The organism is Streptomyces sp. NPDC048565, from assembly GCF_040650935.1.
Classification (GTDB): domain Bacteria; phylum Actinomycetota; class Actinomycetes; order Streptomycetales; family Streptomycetaceae; genus Streptomyces.
The window spans coordinates 23,109-37,873 of record NZ_JBEZIH010000046.1; the positions used below are offsets into that span (position 1 = coordinate 23,109).

The 14,765-nt window shown below is 72.2% G+C and carries 11 protein-coding genes and 1 pseudogene; 6 read left to right on the top strand and 6 right to left on the bottom strand.

The features are described 5' to 3' along the window. Positions 1-8: 8 nt before the first annotated feature. The 5 genes and pseudogenes from AB0C75_RS34755 to AB0C75_RS34775 form a co-directional block, all read right to left on the bottom strand. On the bottom strand, positions 9-3,659 hold the full coding sequence (locus tag AB0C75_RS34755) for a hydantoinase B/oxoprolinase family protein (RefSeq protein ID WP_362896345.1): 3,651 nt from the start codon (positions 3,657-3,659) through the stop codon (positions 9-11). 293 nt (positions 3,660-3,952) lie between these two features. Then, a pseudogene (locus tag AB0C75_RS34760) lies at positions 3,953-4,099 on the bottom strand (glycosyltransferase family 1 protein); the annotation flags it as partial. Then, the gene (locus tag AB0C75_RS34765; RefSeq protein WP_362896346.1) at positions 4,096-5,226 is read right to left on the bottom strand and encodes a glycosyltransferase family 1 protein; all 1,131 of its coding nucleotides are present in this window, start codon (positions 5,224-5,226) and stop codon (positions 4,096-4,098) included. The pseudogene AB0C75_RS34760 and the gene AB0C75_RS34765, both read right to left, overlap by 4 nt. A 134-nt stretch (positions 5,227-5,360) precedes the next feature. Next, a complete protein-coding gene (locus AB0C75_RS34770; RefSeq protein WP_362896348.1) occupies positions 5,361-6,779 on the bottom strand; it encodes a HEAT repeat domain-containing protein in 1,419 nt (472 codons plus the stop codon). Between the two features lie 250 nt (positions 6,780-7,029). After that, positions 7,030-7,422, bottom strand: a complete 393-nt coding sequence (locus AB0C75_RS34775) for an ankyrin repeat domain-containing protein (RefSeq protein WP_362896350.1) — start codon at positions 7,420-7,422, stop codon at positions 7,030-7,032. Positions 7,423-7,681: 259 nt separating this feature from the next. Here AB0C75_RS34775 and AB0C75_RS34780 point away from each other — a divergent pair, with 259 nt between their 5' ends. Beyond that, positions 7,682-7,876 (top strand): hypothetical protein, encoded by a 195-nt coding sequence (locus AB0C75_RS34780; RefSeq protein ID WP_362896352.1) that lies wholly within the window; start codon positions 7,682-7,684, stop codon positions 7,874-7,876. Positions 7,877-7,914: 38 nt separating this feature from the next. Then, positions 7,915-9,549: a hypothetical protein gene (locus AB0C75_RS34785; protein WP_362896354.1), complete on the top strand. Its 1,635-nt coding sequence runs from the start codon at positions 7,915-7,917 to the stop codon at positions 9,547-9,549. Positions 9,550-9,580: 31 nt separating this feature from the next. Here AB0C75_RS34785 and AB0C75_RS34790 read toward each other — a convergent pair whose 3' ends face one another. Continuing rightward, positions 9,581-11,080 carry a PLP-dependent aminotransferase family protein gene (locus AB0C75_RS34790; RefSeq protein WP_362896356.1) on the bottom strand — a complete coding sequence of 500 codons (1,500 nt, stop codon included), beginning with the start codon at positions 11,078-11,080 and terminating at the stop codon, positions 9,581-9,583. A gap of 101 nt (positions 11,081-11,181) precedes the next feature. Here AB0C75_RS34790 and AB0C75_RS34795 point away from each other — a divergent pair, with 101 nt between their 5' ends. From AB0C75_RS34795 to AB0C75_RS34810, 4 genes are all read left to right on the top strand, one after another. Continuing rightward, positions 11,182-11,850 (top strand): hypothetical protein, encoded by a 669-nt coding sequence (locus AB0C75_RS34795; RefSeq protein ID WP_362896357.1) that lies wholly within the window; start codon positions 11,182-11,184, stop codon positions 11,848-11,850. A gap of 5 nt (positions 11,851-11,855) precedes the next feature. Further along, positions 11,856-12,620, top strand: coding sequence for a glycerophosphodiester phosphodiesterase (locus AB0C75_RS34800; RefSeq protein ID WP_362896363.1), 765 nt, complete (start codon positions 11,856-11,858; stop codon positions 12,618-12,620). A gap of 46 nt (positions 12,621-12,666) precedes the next feature. Further along, entirely contained in the window at positions 12,667-14,031 is a 1,365-nt protein-coding gene (locus tag AB0C75_RS34805; RefSeq protein WP_362896359.1) for an MFS transporter, read from the top strand. Between the two features lie 265 nt (positions 14,032-14,296). Further along, the gene (locus AB0C75_RS34810; protein ID WP_078598328.1) at positions 14,297-14,671 is read left to right on the top strand and encodes an RNA polymerase-binding protein RbpA; all 375 of its coding nucleotides are present in this window, start codon (positions 14,297-14,299) and stop codon (positions 14,669-14,671) included. Positions 14,672-14,765: the final 94 nt, after the last annotated feature.

A 14,765-nucleotide genomic window follows, 5' to 3' on the forward strand; every position in this document is an offset into this window, starting at 1 on the left:
GCGACCGGTCAAGGACGCCCGTAGCCGCCCCCTCCCGGGGTCCGCAGCACCAGGACGTCCCCGGCGGCCAGCTCGGCGGTGTCGCACCCTTCGAGCGGGGTCGTGCCCGCGCCGCCGGCCCGCTCGACGTACTGCTCGCCGAGAGCTCCGGTGCCGCCGCCCGCCATGCCGTACGGCGGGACCCTGCGGTGGCCCGACAACAGGGCCACGGTGACGGGTTCGAGGAAGCGGATCCTGCGTTCCACGCCGCGGCCGCCGTGCCACCGGCCGGGACCCGCGCTGTCCGCGCGTACGCCGAAGCTCTCCAGCAGCACCGGGTAGCGCCATTCGAGGATCTCGGGGTCGGTGAGCCGGGAGTTGGTCATATGGGTCTGCACGGCGTCGGCCCCGTCGAAGCCGTCGCCCGCGCCGGAACCGCTCGCGACGGTCTCGTAGTACTGGACCCGGTCGTTGCCGAAGGTGAGGTTGTTCATGGTGCCGGACCCCTCGGCCTGGACGCCCAGGGCGGCGTAGAGAGCGCCGGTGACGGCCTGGGAGGTCTCGACGTTGCCCGCGACGGTCGCCGCGGGGTGGACAGGAGCGAGCATCGATCCTTCCGGGACGCGGATCTCCAGGGGCTTCAGACAGCCGCTGTTGAGCGGGATGTCCTCCTCGACGAGCGTCCGGAAGACGTAGAGGACCGCGGCCATGACCACGGATGTGGGGGCGTTGAAGTTGCCGGTCTGCTGCGGGGACGTGCCCTCGAAGTCGAGGACGGCCCGGCGGGCGTCGCGGTCCACCCTCACGTCCACGGCGATGACGGCGCCGTTGTCGGTCTCGTAGCGGCAGGAGCCGTCGTGCAGTCCTGCCACGATCCGGCGTACGGACTCCTCGGCGTTGTCCTGGACGTGACCCATGTACGCCTCGACGACGTCCTGGCCGAACTGTCGGATCGTGCGGCGCAGTTCCGTGATGCCCTTCTCGTTGGCGGCGATCTGGGCACGCAGGTCGGCGAGGTTGGAGTCCGGGTCGCGCGAGGGGTGTACGGCTGTGGTGAGGTGCGCCCGGGTCTCCTCCTCGCGAAGGGTTCCGTCGCGCACCAGCAGCCAGTTGTCGAAGAGGACGCCCTCCTCGTCGACCGTACGGCTGAAGGCGGGCATGGAGCCCGGGGTGATGCCGCCGATCTCCGCGTGGTGGCCGCGCGAGGCGACCAGGAAGCGCAGTGCGCGCTCCTGTCCGTCCGCATGACCGCCCTGTCCGTCCTTTCCGCCCTGTCCGTCCGCGGGCTCGTCGAACACGGGTGTCACGACGGTCACGTCCGGCAGGTGGGTACCGCCGTGGTACGGGTCATTGACGGCGTACACATCACCGGGCCTGAGGGTGCCCTCGTTGCGCCGCAGCACCTCTTTGATGGACTCCCCCATCGACCCCAGGTGCACGGGGATGTGCGGGGCGTTGGCCACCAGGTTGCCCTGCGCGTCGAACAGCGCGCACGAGAAGTCCAGCCGTTCCTTGATGTTGACGGAGTGTGCCGTGTTCTCCAGTCGCACGCCCATCTGTTCGGCGATTGACATGAAAAGGCTGTTGAACACTTCGAGCATGACCGGATCCACCCGGGTGCCGACGGCGGTCCGTTCGGGAAGCGCCTCCACCCGGCGCAGCACGAGGTGTCCGGCCGGTCCGGCCGTGGCCTGCCAGCCGGGGTCCACGACGGTGGTGGCGTCGTCCTCCGTGATGACGGCCGGGCCGGTCACACCGTCCTCGGCGCGCAGGGTCGCGCGGCGGTACAGGGCGGCGTCCCGCCATCCGTCCCCGGTGAACATCGACACGGTTCCGAGGGCACGGAGCGGTCCTTCTCCGGTTCCGGCGCCGACGCGCGGAGCGGTGTGCGGTCCGGCCGTTCCGGTGGCTTCCACGGAGACGGCATCGACCACCAGGGGCTTGTCCATGGTGAATCCGTAGCGTGTCCTGTGGGTCTCGGCGAACTCCTCCGCCATGGCCGTGACGGTGCCGTGGGCGACGGGCAGGGCGGCGTCCGTGCCCGCGTAGCGCAGGAGGATCCGTGCCCGGGTCCCGATGGAGCTGTCGGGGATGCCGTCGGAGCGCAGGTCCTCCCGGGTGCGCTCCGCCAGGCTGTCGCGGACACCGCGCACCCTGCCTGCGGTCGCCTCGTCCAGTCCGGCCTCGACGGTCTGCTCGCGCATCGCGGTGGCGTCGGCGAGCCCGATCCCGTACGCGGACAGGACGCCGGCCAGCGGCGGTACGAGGACGGTGGCGATGCCCAGGGCGTCGGCGACGGCGCAGACGTGCTGTCCTCCGGCGCCGCCGAAGCCTGTCAGCGCGTAGCGGGTGATGTCGTGGCCCCGCTGGACGGAGATCTTCTTGACGGCGTTCGCCATGTTGAGCACGGCGATGTCCAGGAAGCCCGCGGCCACCTCGGCGGCCGTGCGTGTGTCTCCGGTGGCCGCCGATACCTCGTCGGCCAGTGCGGCGAAGCGCTCCCGCACGAGACCGGCGTCGAGCCGCTGGTCGCCGTCCGGGCCGAAGACCGCGGGGAAGTGCTCCGGGCGGATACGGCCGAGCATCACGTTGGCGTCGGTGACGGTGAGCGGCCCGCCCCGCCGGTAGCAGGCGGGGCCCGGGTCGGCTCCGGCCGAGTCGGGGCCGACCCGGTAGCGCCGGCCGTCGAAGTGCAGGACGGATCCGCCTCCCGCTGCGACGGTGTGGATGCTCATCATCGGCGCGCTCATCCGCACCCCGGCCACCTGGGTCCCCAGCTCGCGTTCGAACTCACCCGCGTAGTGCGAGACATCGGTGGAGGTGCCGCCCATGTCGAAGCCGATGACCCGGTCGTGGCCTGCCTGCCCGGACGTGCGGACCATGCCGACGACACCGCCGGCCGGGCCGGAGAGCACGGCGTCCTTGCCCCGGAAGTGCGCGGCCTCGCGCAGCCCGCCGTTGGACTGCATGAACATCAGGCGGATGCCCGGGAGTTCGGCCGCGACCTCCTCGACGTAGCGGCGCAGGATCGGCGAGAGATAGGCGTCGACGACGGTGGTGTCGCCGCGCGGCACGAGCTTGATCAGCGGGCTGACCTCGTGCGAACAGCTCACCTGGGTGAAGCCCGCCGCCCTGGCCTCGTCCGCGACGGCTCTCTCGTGGTCCGGGTGGCGGTAGCCGTGCATGAGGACGACGGCCGCGCTGCGCATGCCGTCCTGTGCGGCGGCCGCGAGGTGCCCGGCCACGGCTGCTCGGTCGAGGGCCTTCACGGTCCGCCCACGGGCGTCGATGCGTTCCGGGACCTCGACGACCCGTTCGTACACGGCCTCGGGGAGCAGGATGCGGCGGTCGAAGAGATGGGGCCGGTTCTGGTACGCGATCCGCAGCGCGTCGCGGAAGCCTTCGGTGATGACCAGGACGGTGGGCTCGCCCCGTCGCTCCAGGAGGGCGTTGGTGGCGACCGTCGTGCCCATCTTGACGCCCGCGACCCGGTCGGCGGGGACCGGGTCGTGGGGGCCGAGACCGAGCAGCAGCCGGATTCCCGCGACGGCCGCGTCGCGGTAGCGGCCGGGATCGTGCGACAGCAGTTTGCGGGTGATCAGCCGGCCGCCGGGGTCACGTCCCACCACGTCCGTGAAAGTCCCGCCACGGTCGATCCAGAACTCCCAGCGTCCGGTCATCCCTCCATTCTGGCGTGCGGGACGAACCCTCGCAGAAACGGCGTACCGGGCAGCGCGGCCAATGCCTCGGCCAGCGCCTGCTCGGCCCGTGCGTCGAGCTGTCCGCTCGTGCCGCGCGCCCAGTGACGGGCCTCGGCCGTCGCGAGTCCCAGCAGCTGGGGCAGCAGGCCCGTGCTGCGGCGGGCCAGCCGGCCGGTGCCCTCGTCGCCGGCCGGAGGACGCCTGCCGGGCGGGTCGGTGGCGGCTGCCGCGGTTCGTGGCCGGGCCGGTCGCCGAGGGCGAGTCGGCGGGGCGCCGGGGACGACCAGGACCGGCTCGTGTCCCGCCGCGAGACAGCGGCGCCCGAGCTCGTCCAGTGCGGTGCGCAGGCCACCCGATGCGGGCGTGACGAAGTTCGCCAGCCGTACGATCCTGAGGCCGTCATGGCCGGGCCCGTTCACGCGGCCACCGCCGTCCGGCCGCCGAGGACCTCGTCGTAGTGGCCGAGCAGCTGGTCGCCGACGGCTTCCCAGGTGCGGCCCTCGACCGTGGCCCGCGCGGTCCTGCCGAAGGCATCGGCGCGAGCGGTGTCCGCGACGAGTGCGGCGACCGCGTCCCTGATCGCCCCCGCGTCGTGGGGCGGCACCAGCAGCCCGGTGCTCCCGTGGGCGACGAGGTCGAGCGGACCGCCGGCCGCCGGGGCGACGACCGGGACCCCGGAGGCCATGGCCTCCTGGACGGTCTGGCAGAAGGTCTCGTACGGGCCGGTGTGCACGAAGACGTCCAGGGAGGCGAAGAAGCGGGCGAGCTCCTCGCCCGTACGGCGCCCCAGGAAGACCGCGCCCGGCAGCGCGGGGCGCAGCGAGGACTCGCTCGGTCCTTCGCCGACCACCACGACGCGCACGCCTGGCAGTGAGCAGGCACCGGCGAGGAGTTCGACGTGTTTCTCGGGGGCGAGCCGTCCCGCGTATCCGATGATCTTCTCGCCTCCGGGGGCGAGTGCGCGGCGCAGGGCCTCGTCGCGCAGACCGGGGCGGAACCGTACGGTGTCGACTCCGCGCGGCCACAGCTTCACCCGGGGCACACCGTGGTCGGTGAGGTCGCGCAGAGCGGCGGACGACGGGGCGAGGGTGAGGTCGGCGGCGCTGTGCACGGCGCGCATCCGGCGCCAGGCGGCGCCCTCCCCGGTGCCCAGATACGTGCGGGCGTAGCCGGCCAGGTCGGTCTGGTAGACGGCAACGGCGGGCAGGCCGAGCCGGGTGGCGACCGCCATGCCCCGTGCGCCGAGGACGAACGGTCCGGCCAGGTGGACGAGTTCGGCCCGGTGCCCGGTGAGCGCGGCGGCGAGCCGCCGGCCTGGAAGCGCCACGCGGACCTGCGGATAGCCGGGCAGCGGAAGCGAGGGGACGCGCACCACGGGGCAGGGGTCGCCGGTGGAGGCGGAGCCGGTGGTGGCCGTGGCGCCGGCCGGGGCGATGACGAGCGGCTGGTGACCGCGGGCCGCGAGGTGCCGGGCGGTCTGCAGGGTGCAGTGGGCCACACCGTTGATGTCGGGAGGGAAGGACTCGGTGACGATGACGACACGCATACGGCTGTTGTCACCGCGCCGGGCGTGCCCCTGCCGACTTGGATCTTTCCGCCCGGGGAACGTCCCATGAGCGTTGCGCCGCGCGCCCCCGGCGCGCGGCATGCGGTCCCCCGTCCTACCGGCGGAGCGCGGGCTCAGACGGCGGGTGCGTCCGGTCCGATCCTGCTGCGTACGGCGGTCTGGACCTCGGCCTCCTCGGCCGGGTCGGCGGCGAGCCGCCTCAGCCGTTCGGCGACCCGGATGTCTCCGGTCTCCGCGTGGTGTGCGGCCAGCTCACGGGTGGTCTCCTCGCAGTCCCAGAGGCATTCGACGGCGAACCCGCTGGCGAAGGACGGATCGGTCGCGGCGAGCGCGTCGGCGGCACGGCCGCGCAGGTGCGAGGAGGACGTCTCCCGGTACACATGGCGCAGGACGGGCGCTGCGCAGGCGATGCCCAGGCGCCCCGCGCCGTCCACGAGGGTCCACAGACGAGGGGCGTCGGGGCCCTCGCCCCTGACCGCCTCGCGCAGTGCGCCGAGGACGAGCTGGGCGTCCTGTGCCGCGCCGCGGCAGGCCAACACCCCGGCCGCCGAGGCCCCGAGTGCGTCGGGGCGGTGGGCCCAGCGCCGTGCCCGGCCGACCGCGGCGTCTCCGCACATCCGCTCGAAGGCGGCGACGGCCGCATCGGCGACGGTGGGGGACGGGCCGACGACGGCCTGTTCGACGAGGTCGAGCACGGCGGGGTCCTGGGCCTCGGCCAGATAGTGCAGGGCGGCGCAGCGCGCGCCATCCGGGCCGCTGCGGGCGGCCTCGACGATCAGGTGCCGGTCCTCTGCCCCCGCGACGGCCGAGAGGCAGCGGGCGGCGGGGACATGGAGCGCGCTGCCGCGTTCGAGCCCTTCCTGGGCCCAGTCGAAGACGGCCTGGACGCTCCAGCCGGGGCGCGGTCCGCCCGGCCGCATCTGGCGCTGCCACCGGTCGAAGGAGCCCTGCTCCGTCGCCGCCCTGACCCGGGCGCCGACCGTCGCGCGCGGGTCGTCGGCCCAGAGCCGCCAGGGCCGGGGCTCGAAGGCGTCCCGTACGGCGGCGGCCAGTTCGGCGGTGCCCTGCGCGGTGGCGGGGAAGCGGGCGAGCACAGGACCGGCGAGGGAACGCAGCCCCGCGTCGTCGTCGCGCAGGGCCAGCTCGTCGAGTGCCCAGGCCCAGTTCGCCCCGGTCGCCGCGTACCGGCGCAGGAGGGTGAGGGCGTCGGCGCGCCCGTAGGAGGCGAGGTGCCCGAGCACGGCGAGGGAGAGGCCCGTGCGTGAGTCGTCGGTGTCGAGGTGGTCCTCGGGGTCCCACAGGTGCCGCTCGATCTCCTCGGTGCCACCGTCGAGATCGAGGTAGAGGCGGGCGTAGTAGAGGGAACGGTTCTCGACCTGCCAGTCATGACGCGGATCGCTCAGGACGCAGTGGTTGAGGGCCGCCAGGGCCTCGGGACGCGGGGCGGCGAGCGCGTGGAGCGTGCCGTCGCCGCGGCCCCGCTGCAGCAGGCCGAGCAGTGTGCCGCTCGGCGCTATGAACGGATCGAACATGGGGAAAGCCTCACATCAAGCTGTCGACGCAACCGGGGACTGTGCTGTTCCACGTGCTGTTCCACGTGCCGTGGCACTGGTGCCGTGGCACTAGGCCGCGCAGCAACATGATCGGCCGATCGCCGTCTTCTGCCTGGTGCTCATCTTCCTCTGCCTCTCGTCGGTGGCCCGGGACGGGCCCGCGACGTCATGATGACCCAGCCATTTCGCCGACGCGACCACATTTACGACGCAGCGGTCAGCCGGCGCCTCAGCGCGCACCGAAGAGTTCCAGCAGGTCGTCCTTGCCGAACATGCGCGCGGTGTCCACGGCGGAGGGGGTCCCGGCGGCCGGATCGGCTCCGGCGGAGAGCAGTGCGTCGATCACTTCGCGCTCCCCCTTGAAGACGGCTCCGGCCAACGGGGTCTGCCCGCGGTCGTTGGCCCGGTCCGGATCGGCGCCCCGGCCCGCGAGCGCGACGACGGCGGAGGCGTGCCCGTGGTAGGCGGCGAGCATGAGCAGGGAGTCGCCCCGGTCGTTGGTGAGGTTCGCCGGGACACCCGCGTCGACATAGGCCGCGAGCGCGTCGCTCTCGCCACGGCGGGCCAGGTCGAAGACCTTGGTCGCCAGCTCGACCACCTCGGGGTCGGGGGTTTCGCTCATGGGACGGACCGCCTTCCAATGCCTTTGTCTCGGTTGCTGACCTGGTGGGACGTACGACGGTGAGGGCCGTACGAGTGAATCGACAGAGTACTGCTCCGAGGTATGCGCGGTTCGCGGAGCTTCCGGGCGACCGCTTCCCACCCACCGGTCGGGTGAAATCGAATGATATTCACCCAGTTGCACCTTTTATCGTATAGGTACATCTTGTGATCCTGGAAGTACTCATGGCGACTGTCCCCCTCAACCAGGAGAACCACTCATGATCCTCTCCATCTCGGGCGTGGTACTGCTCGGTGTCATCGCCTTCCTGTTCTTCAAGAAGGACGGACTCAAGGCCTCCCACGGCCTCATCTGCGCCCTGTTCGGCTTCTACCTGGCCGGCACGGCCATCGCCCCGAGCATCACGGCCGGCGGAGCGAGCCTCGCCAGCATGCTGGGCGGGATCAAGTTCTGACGCTCCGAAAACCGCTCCCACCTCTCCAGGAGACCGATGTGGCCCGGCGACCACTCCCCCGCATCCTTCAGCGCGGCAGCGCTTCGATCACCCGCAGTCGCGAGATCGCGCGCACGGCCGCCGACAGCGCCACCGACGTCCTCCATCCGCTGATCACGGTCACCCGTGGTCTGCGGCTGCTGGCGGGGGCGGGGCGGCAGAAGTGGGCCGCGACGCCCAGGGACCGGCGCGGGCACGTGCTGTTCCTTGTCGCGGCCTGCGTAGTGATGGTGGCGCTCATCCCCTACGGGCCGCTGCTGGCCCTCGTCTCGGTGATGGGCGCTGCCGCATGGCGGGGGCGCGACCGCACCCCCGCGAAGACCGGCCCCGACGAGGCGGAAACCGCACGGCTCCAGGCGTTGTACGAGGCGCTGGTGCCGCACTTCTCCGTGGCCGACGACCCCGGTCCGCTGTTCTCCCACGGCGGCGACTGGGAGAAGGCCTTCGGCACGTCGTACGAGTTCGACGGCAACGGGCGCCTCACCCGGCTCCAGGTGAACTACCCCGCGTACTTCACCGACGGCGATCCCATGGCCCGCGCCCGGGTCGAGCAGGTGCTCCACGCCAAGTCGGGCCGGGGCAGGGAATACCACTTCACCTGGGACGAGGAGGGCAACCACCTCCTCATGACCGTGCTCACCGCGCTCCCCACCACCATCGCCGCCCAGCGGTTCGTCACCGCGCCCGGTGAGGCCGTACTGGGTTTCACCGACGCCGACGCGGTGCCCCGCACCGTTCCGGTCCAGGACGGGGACACGACCCGGGACGCCTCTCCGGTGATCTGGCGGACCGGTGCCCGCTCGACGGAACCCCATCTGCTGATCGCCGGGCACCCCGGCAGCGGCACCACGACCCTGATGCGCTCCCTTGCCCTGCAGGCCCTCCAGCACGGCGACATCCTCGTCGTGGAGGGCGGCGGCACCGGCGAGTACGGCTTCCTGACCGGCCGGGACGGCGTGCTGGCCGTGGAACGCGGTCTCGGCGGCGCCCTCGCGACGCTCGAATGGGCGGCGCACGAGACCGAGCGCCGGCTCATCGCCGCCAACCGGGCCCGTCAGTCCGGTCACCCCGAGCCGGACGACATCAAGCGACCCCTCTGGATCCTGCTGGACCGCCCGAGCACACTGGGGCACCTGGCCGCAGCCGACGGCAGGCAGGACCCGCAGGAGCTCCTCCAGGTGCCGCTGCGGCACGGCCGCGCCGCCGGAGTGACGGTCGTGGTCGCGGACCAGTTCGACAGCCTGGACGCCCTCACCGGGACCGTGCTGTCGCACACGAGGGCGCGCGCCGTACTCGGCCCCGCCGACCGGGCGGAGGTCGAGGCGGTTCTGGGCACGCAGCCGCACACCACACCGACCTCCGACGTCCCGCCGGGCCGGGGCTACACCCGGCTGGGCTCAGGGCCCGTCCTGCGGCTCCAGGTGCCGGCCACCCCCGACCCGTACGACGAGGCCACGAGCGAGGCGCACCGGCAGGCGGTGCTCGACCTGCTGCCCGGCGGGGCTCCGGCCGTGGAGCAGGTGGAGCAGGTGGAGCAGGCCGAGCAGCAGGAGCAGGCCGCGCCGGAGACCGTGTCCATGCGCAAGGAACACACGGAACAGCTGATCGCGGCGCCGGCCGCCGCGGAAGGGTGACCCCGGGGCGCTCAGGCCACGAAGGTCCGGGTCAGGCCACGAAGGTCCGGGGCGCCTCGGCTCCCGCGCCCGCGCCGGAGCCGACCAGCGCCGCCGCCGCGGCGAGCCGCACCGCGGCCTCGTCCGCGACCGGGCCGCCCACGGTGAAGGGCAGCCGCACATAGCCCTCGAAGGCTCCGTCCACCCCGAATCTGGGCCCCGACGGGACCCGGACACCGGCCCGCTCACCCGCCACGGCCAGCCGGGAGCCGGAGAGCCCGCCGGTGCGCACCCACAGGGTGAGGCCCCCGGCCGGGACCTCGAACTCCCACCCCGGGAGCTCCCGGCGCAGGGCGCGCACCAGGTCGTCCCTGTTCTCCCGCGCCTGCTCACGCCGGATCGCCACGGCCTGCTCCCAGCCGCCGGTCCGCATCAGCCAGTTGATGGCGAGCTGCTCCAGCACGGGGGTCCCCATGTCGGCGTACGCGCGCGCCGCGACCAGGCTGCGGATGACGTCGGGCGCCGCCCGCACCCAGCCGATCCGCAGGCCGGCCCAGAAGGCCTTGCTCGCGGAGCCGACGGTCAGGACGGTGCTGCCCGCCGGGTCGAACGCGCAGACCTTGCGGGGCATCTCGACATCCGGGTCCAGACACAGCTCCTGCATGGTCTCGTCGACCACCAGGACCGTGCCCGCCGATCGGGCTGCCTCCACCAGGGCGCGGCGCTGCTGCTCGTCGACCAGGGCGCCGGTGGGGTTGTGGAAGTCGGCGACGACGTAGGCCAGCCTCGGCGCGGCGTCCCGCAGGACCTGGCGCCAGCGGTTCATGTCCCAGCCGCCGAGGCCCTCCTCCATCGCCACGGGCACCAGCCTGGCTCCCGCCTCCCGCATGAGCTGGAGGATGTTGGCGTAACTCGGGGACTCCACGGCGATGCGCTCGCCGCGCCCGGCGAAGAGATGGCGGATGGCGTCGATGGCGCCCATCGCCCCGGTGGTGACCATGATCTGCTCGGGCATGGTGGGGATGCCGTGCCCCGTGTAGCGGTCCGCGATCATCTGCCGCAGTGCGGGAAGTCCGGCCGGGTAGTCGCCGTGTGTGTGGGCGTACGGCGGCAGTTCCTCCAGCGCCCCCTGGACTGCCCGGGTCAGCCACGGCTCGGGGGCGGGCAGCGAGGCGCAGCCCAGGTCGATCATCGAGCCGAGCGACTCGGGGGGCAGCGGTTCGAGGCCACGGGCGGGCAGCGGGTTACCCGCCGGGACCGCGGTCCAGCTGCCGGCCCCGCGGCGCGACTCCAGGAAGCCCTCCGCCCGCAGTGCCTCGTAGGCCGCGGCGACGGTGGTCCGGCTGAGCGACAGGGCCAGCGCGAGCTCACGCTCGGCGGGAAGGCGCGCGGCGACCGGGACGCGGCCCTCGAGGACGAGCAGGCGCACACCGTCGGCGAGAGCGCGGTAGGCGGGCGGCTTACGGGCACCGGGCGGCAGGGGGCGCGGCTGCTGGCTCCCGAGCTGGCGGGCGAGCTGCGTCGCACTGACGGTCGAAGTCCACTGCGCCATGTAAATCAGTCCGCCTTCCTCGGATTGGCCATAGTTGGCGGCCAATTCCCTGCCACAGAGTGACATGAAGCAGTCCACGACCACCACACAGGGGGCACCACTTGTCCGACACCACCTCCCGGAGAGGCTCCCGGATCACCCGGCGGCTGACCAATCTCTATGTGGGCCTCGCCCTGTACGGGGCGAGTTCGGCGCTCCTGGTCCGCGCCGGACTCGGACTCGAACCGTGGGGCGTGCTGCATCAGGGGCTGGCCGAGCGGACCGGCATCTCCATCGGGGTCGTCTCGATCATCGTCGGAGCGGTCGTCCTGCTCCTGTGGATCCCGATCAGGCAGCGCCCGGGGCTCGGCACCGTCTCCAATGTCTTCGCCGTCGGGATCGCGATGGACGGCACCCTGGCCCTCGTACCGGATGTGCACGGCCTCGGGGCACGGATCCCGTTGATGGCCGCGGGCATCGTGCTCAACGGCGTCGCCACGGGCCTGTACATCTCCGCACGCTACGGCCCGGGGCCGCGCGACGGCCTGATGACGGGCCTGAACCGGCTCACCGGCCGTTCCATCAGGCTCGTGCGTACGGCGATCGAGGTGGTCGTGGTCGTGACCGGCTTCCTGCTCGGGGGCTCCCTCGGCGCCGGCACGGTCCTCTACGCCCTCGCCATCGGCCCGCTCGCGCAGTTCTTCCTGCGCCTGTTCGACCTTCCCGCGCCGGACGCGGGAACGGTGGCCGTTGCCGGGCGGTCACCGCTGGGGGCGATACTTCGGCGGTGACCGCAGTGACCTCGGGGCGCCACCCCTACCTGGACCATCCCTCCACGATCCCCTTCGCCCACCGCGGCGGGGCTGCCGACGGCCTGGAGAACACCGCAGCGGCGTTCCGCCGCGCGGCCGCCGTCGGCTACCGCTACTTCGAGACCGATGTGCACGCCACGGCGGACGGCCGGCTGGTCGCCTTCCACGACCCGACCCTGGACCGGGTGACGGACTCCCGCGGACCGATAGCCGGGCTGCCCTGGAGCGAGGTGCGCCGGGCCAGGGTGGCGGGCAGCGAACCGCTGCCGCTCTTCGAGGAACTGCTGGCGGAGTTCCCGGACGCCCGCTGGAACGTGGACGTCAAGGCGGAGCCCGCCCTCGCCCCGCTGGTGGACCTCATCCGCAGGACCGACGCATGGGACCGGGTGTGCGTGGGGTCGTTCTCCGAGGCACGTGTCGCCAGGGCCCACCGCCTCGCGGGCCCGCGTCTTGCCACCTCCTACGGGGTACGCGGAGTGCTCGGCCTGAAGCTGCGCTCGTACGGCATACCGGCGGCGCTGCGGGCGGGCGCGGTCTGCGCGCAGGTCCCGGAGAGCCGGAACGGCGTGCGCGTCGTGGACCGCCGCTTCGTCCGTGCGGCGCACGCGCGCGGTCTGCAGGTCCATGTCTGGACGGTCAACGAAGCGGAACGGATGGCGGCGCTCCTGGACCTCGGGGTGGATGGCATCATGACCGATCACATCGAGACGCTGCGCACGGTGCTGAGCGAGCGAGGGGCCTGGTCCTGACGCCTGGACCCGCCGCGTCGGCACGGGACGAACGAGGGGGCGCGGCGTGAGCACCGGTATCGCGGGCACGGAGGATCCGGCCGGATCACCGGCCGGGGCCGCAGGACGCAGACGGGAGCAACGCGGCTGGTACTTCTACGACTTCGCGTGCTCCGTGTATTCCACCAGCGTCCTCACGGTGTTCCTCGGCCCCTATCTGACGTCCATAGCCAAGGCGGCTGCCGACGCGGACGGATTCGTGCATCCGCTGGGCATACCCGTCCGGGCCGGCTCGCTGTTCGCGTACTCCGTGTCGGTGTCCATCGTCGTGGCCGTGATCGTCATGCCGGTCGTGGGAGCTGCCGCGGACCGCACCGGGCGCAAGAAGCCGCTGCTCGCGGCGGCCGCGTACACCGGGGCCGCCGCGACGGCCTGCATGTTCTTCCTGGACGGCCACCGCTATCTGCTGGGGGCCTTCCTGCTGATCGTGGCCAACGCCTCGATCTCCGTGTCGATGGCCCTGTACAACGCCTATCTGCCCCAGATCGCCACCCCGGAGGAACGCGACGCGGTCTCCTCGCGCGGCTGGGCCTTCGGATACACATCGGGCGCGTTCGTCCTCGTCCTGAATCTGGTCCTCTACACGGGCCACGACTCCTTCGGCCTTTCCGAGTCCGACGCGGTCAGGATCTGTATCGCGTCGGCGGGTGTGTGGTGGGGCGCCTTCGCGCTCGTACCCCTGCGGCGGCTGCGTGACCGGCGGGTGGAGCCCGGCGGGGACGGGGCGGTCGGCTCGGGCTGGCGCCAGCTGCGGGCGACGCTGCGCGACATGCGCCGCCACCCGCTCACGCTGTCCTTCCTGCTCGCCTACCTGGTCTACAACGACGGCATCCAGACGGTGATCTCCCAGGCCTCGCTGTACGGCTCCGAGGAGCTCGGCCTCGACCAGACGACCCTGATCACCGCGGTGCTGGTCGTCCAGGTGCTCGCGGTGGCGGGGGCGCTGGGGATGGGGCGACTCGCCCGGCGGTACGGGGCGAAGCGCACGATTCTCGCCTCGCTGGTCATCTGGACGCTGATCCTCGCCGCGGCGTACGTGCTGCCCGCCGACGCGCCGGTGTTCTTCTACGTCCTGGCGGCCGCGATCGGCCTGGTGATGGGCGGCAGCCAGGCCCTCTCCCGGTCCCTGTTCTCGCATCTGGTCCCGCGCGGCAAGGAGGCCGAGTACTTCTCCGCCTACGAGATGAGCGACCGGGGACTCAGCTGGCTGGGGCCCCTGGTCTTCGGTCTCGGATACCAGCTCACCGGCAGTTACCGGGACGCGATCCTGTCCCTGGTGCTCTTCTTCGCGCTCGGCTCGGTCCTGCTGGCGAGGGTTCCCGTGCGGGCCGCCGTGGCCGCCGCGGGCAATCCCGTGCCGGACCGGATTTAGACGTTGAACTGAAAGGCCGGTAGTGTACGCCTTTGGCCTGCCCGGAGGAGCGTTACTGCGAGTGGAAGAAGCCGAACCGTTGGACGGTAACTTCGGCCAGCAGGTGACAAACCGGGCACCGGTGGGTAATAAACCCAGACCAAGCAGCGGAACGACGGGCGACGCATGACCGGCAACGGGAATCTTTACCGCCGACCGGACGTTGACCGGATGACGACGACAGCGACACCTGTCCTGTGGGCGACAAGCCCGGGAGGCACGATTCATGAGTGAGCGAGCTCTCCGCGGTACGCGACTCGTGGTTACCAGCTACGAGACGGACCGCGGTATCGATCTGGCCCCGCGCCAGGCGGTGGAGTACGCCTGCCCGAACGGACATCGATTTGAGATGCCGTTCTCGGTAGAAGCGGAAATTCCGGCGGAGTGGGAGTGCAAGGCGTGCGGCGCCACGGCACTCCTGGTGGACGGGGACGGCCCCGAAGAGAAGAAGGGCAAGCCTGCGCGTACGCACTGGGACATGCTCATGGAGCGGCGCACCCGCGAGGAGCTGGAGGAAGTGCTGGCCGAGAGGCTGGCGGTTCTGCGCTCCGGCGCCATGAACATTGCCGTGCACCCGCGGGACAGCAGGAAGTCTGCCTGACCGCGTACCACCGCACCGATCAAGAGCCGCGGGCCGCGAGGGTGACGGTGATGCCGGTCGGTGGTGGGGTGGACGTCGGGGGAGCGGTTGAACT

What these genes read in the sequence shown, in the direction of transcription:
- AB0C75_RS34755 (WP_362896345.1), bottom strand. Translation starts at nt 3,659, where the DNA reads ATGACCGGACGCTGGGAGTTCTGGATCGACCGTGGCGGGACTTTCACG.
- AB0C75_RS34765 (WP_362896346.1), bottom strand. Translation starts at nt 5,226, where the DNA reads ATGCGTGTCGTCATCGTCACCGAGTCCTTCCCTCCCGACATCAACGGT.
- AB0C75_RS34770 (WP_362896348.1), bottom strand. Translation starts at nt 6,779, where the DNA reads ATGTTCGATCCGTTCATAGCGCCGAGCGGCACACTGCTCGGCCTGCTG.
- AB0C75_RS34775 (WP_362896350.1), bottom strand. Translation starts at nt 7,422, where the DNA reads ATGAGCGAAACCCCCGACCCCGAGGTGGTCGAGCTGGCGACCAAGGTC.
- AB0C75_RS34780 (WP_362896352.1), top strand. Translation starts at nt 7,682, where the DNA reads ATGATCCTCTCCATCTCGGGCGTGGTACTGCTCGGTGTCATCGCCTTC.
- AB0C75_RS34790 (WP_362896356.1), bottom strand. Translation starts at nt 11,080, where the DNA reads ATGGCGCAGTGGACTTCGACCGTCAGTGCGACGCAGCTCGCCCGCCAG.
- AB0C75_RS34810 (WP_078598328.1), top strand. Translation starts at nt 14,297, where the DNA reads ATGAGTGAGCGAGCTCTCCGCGGTACGCGACTCGTGGTTACCAGCTAC.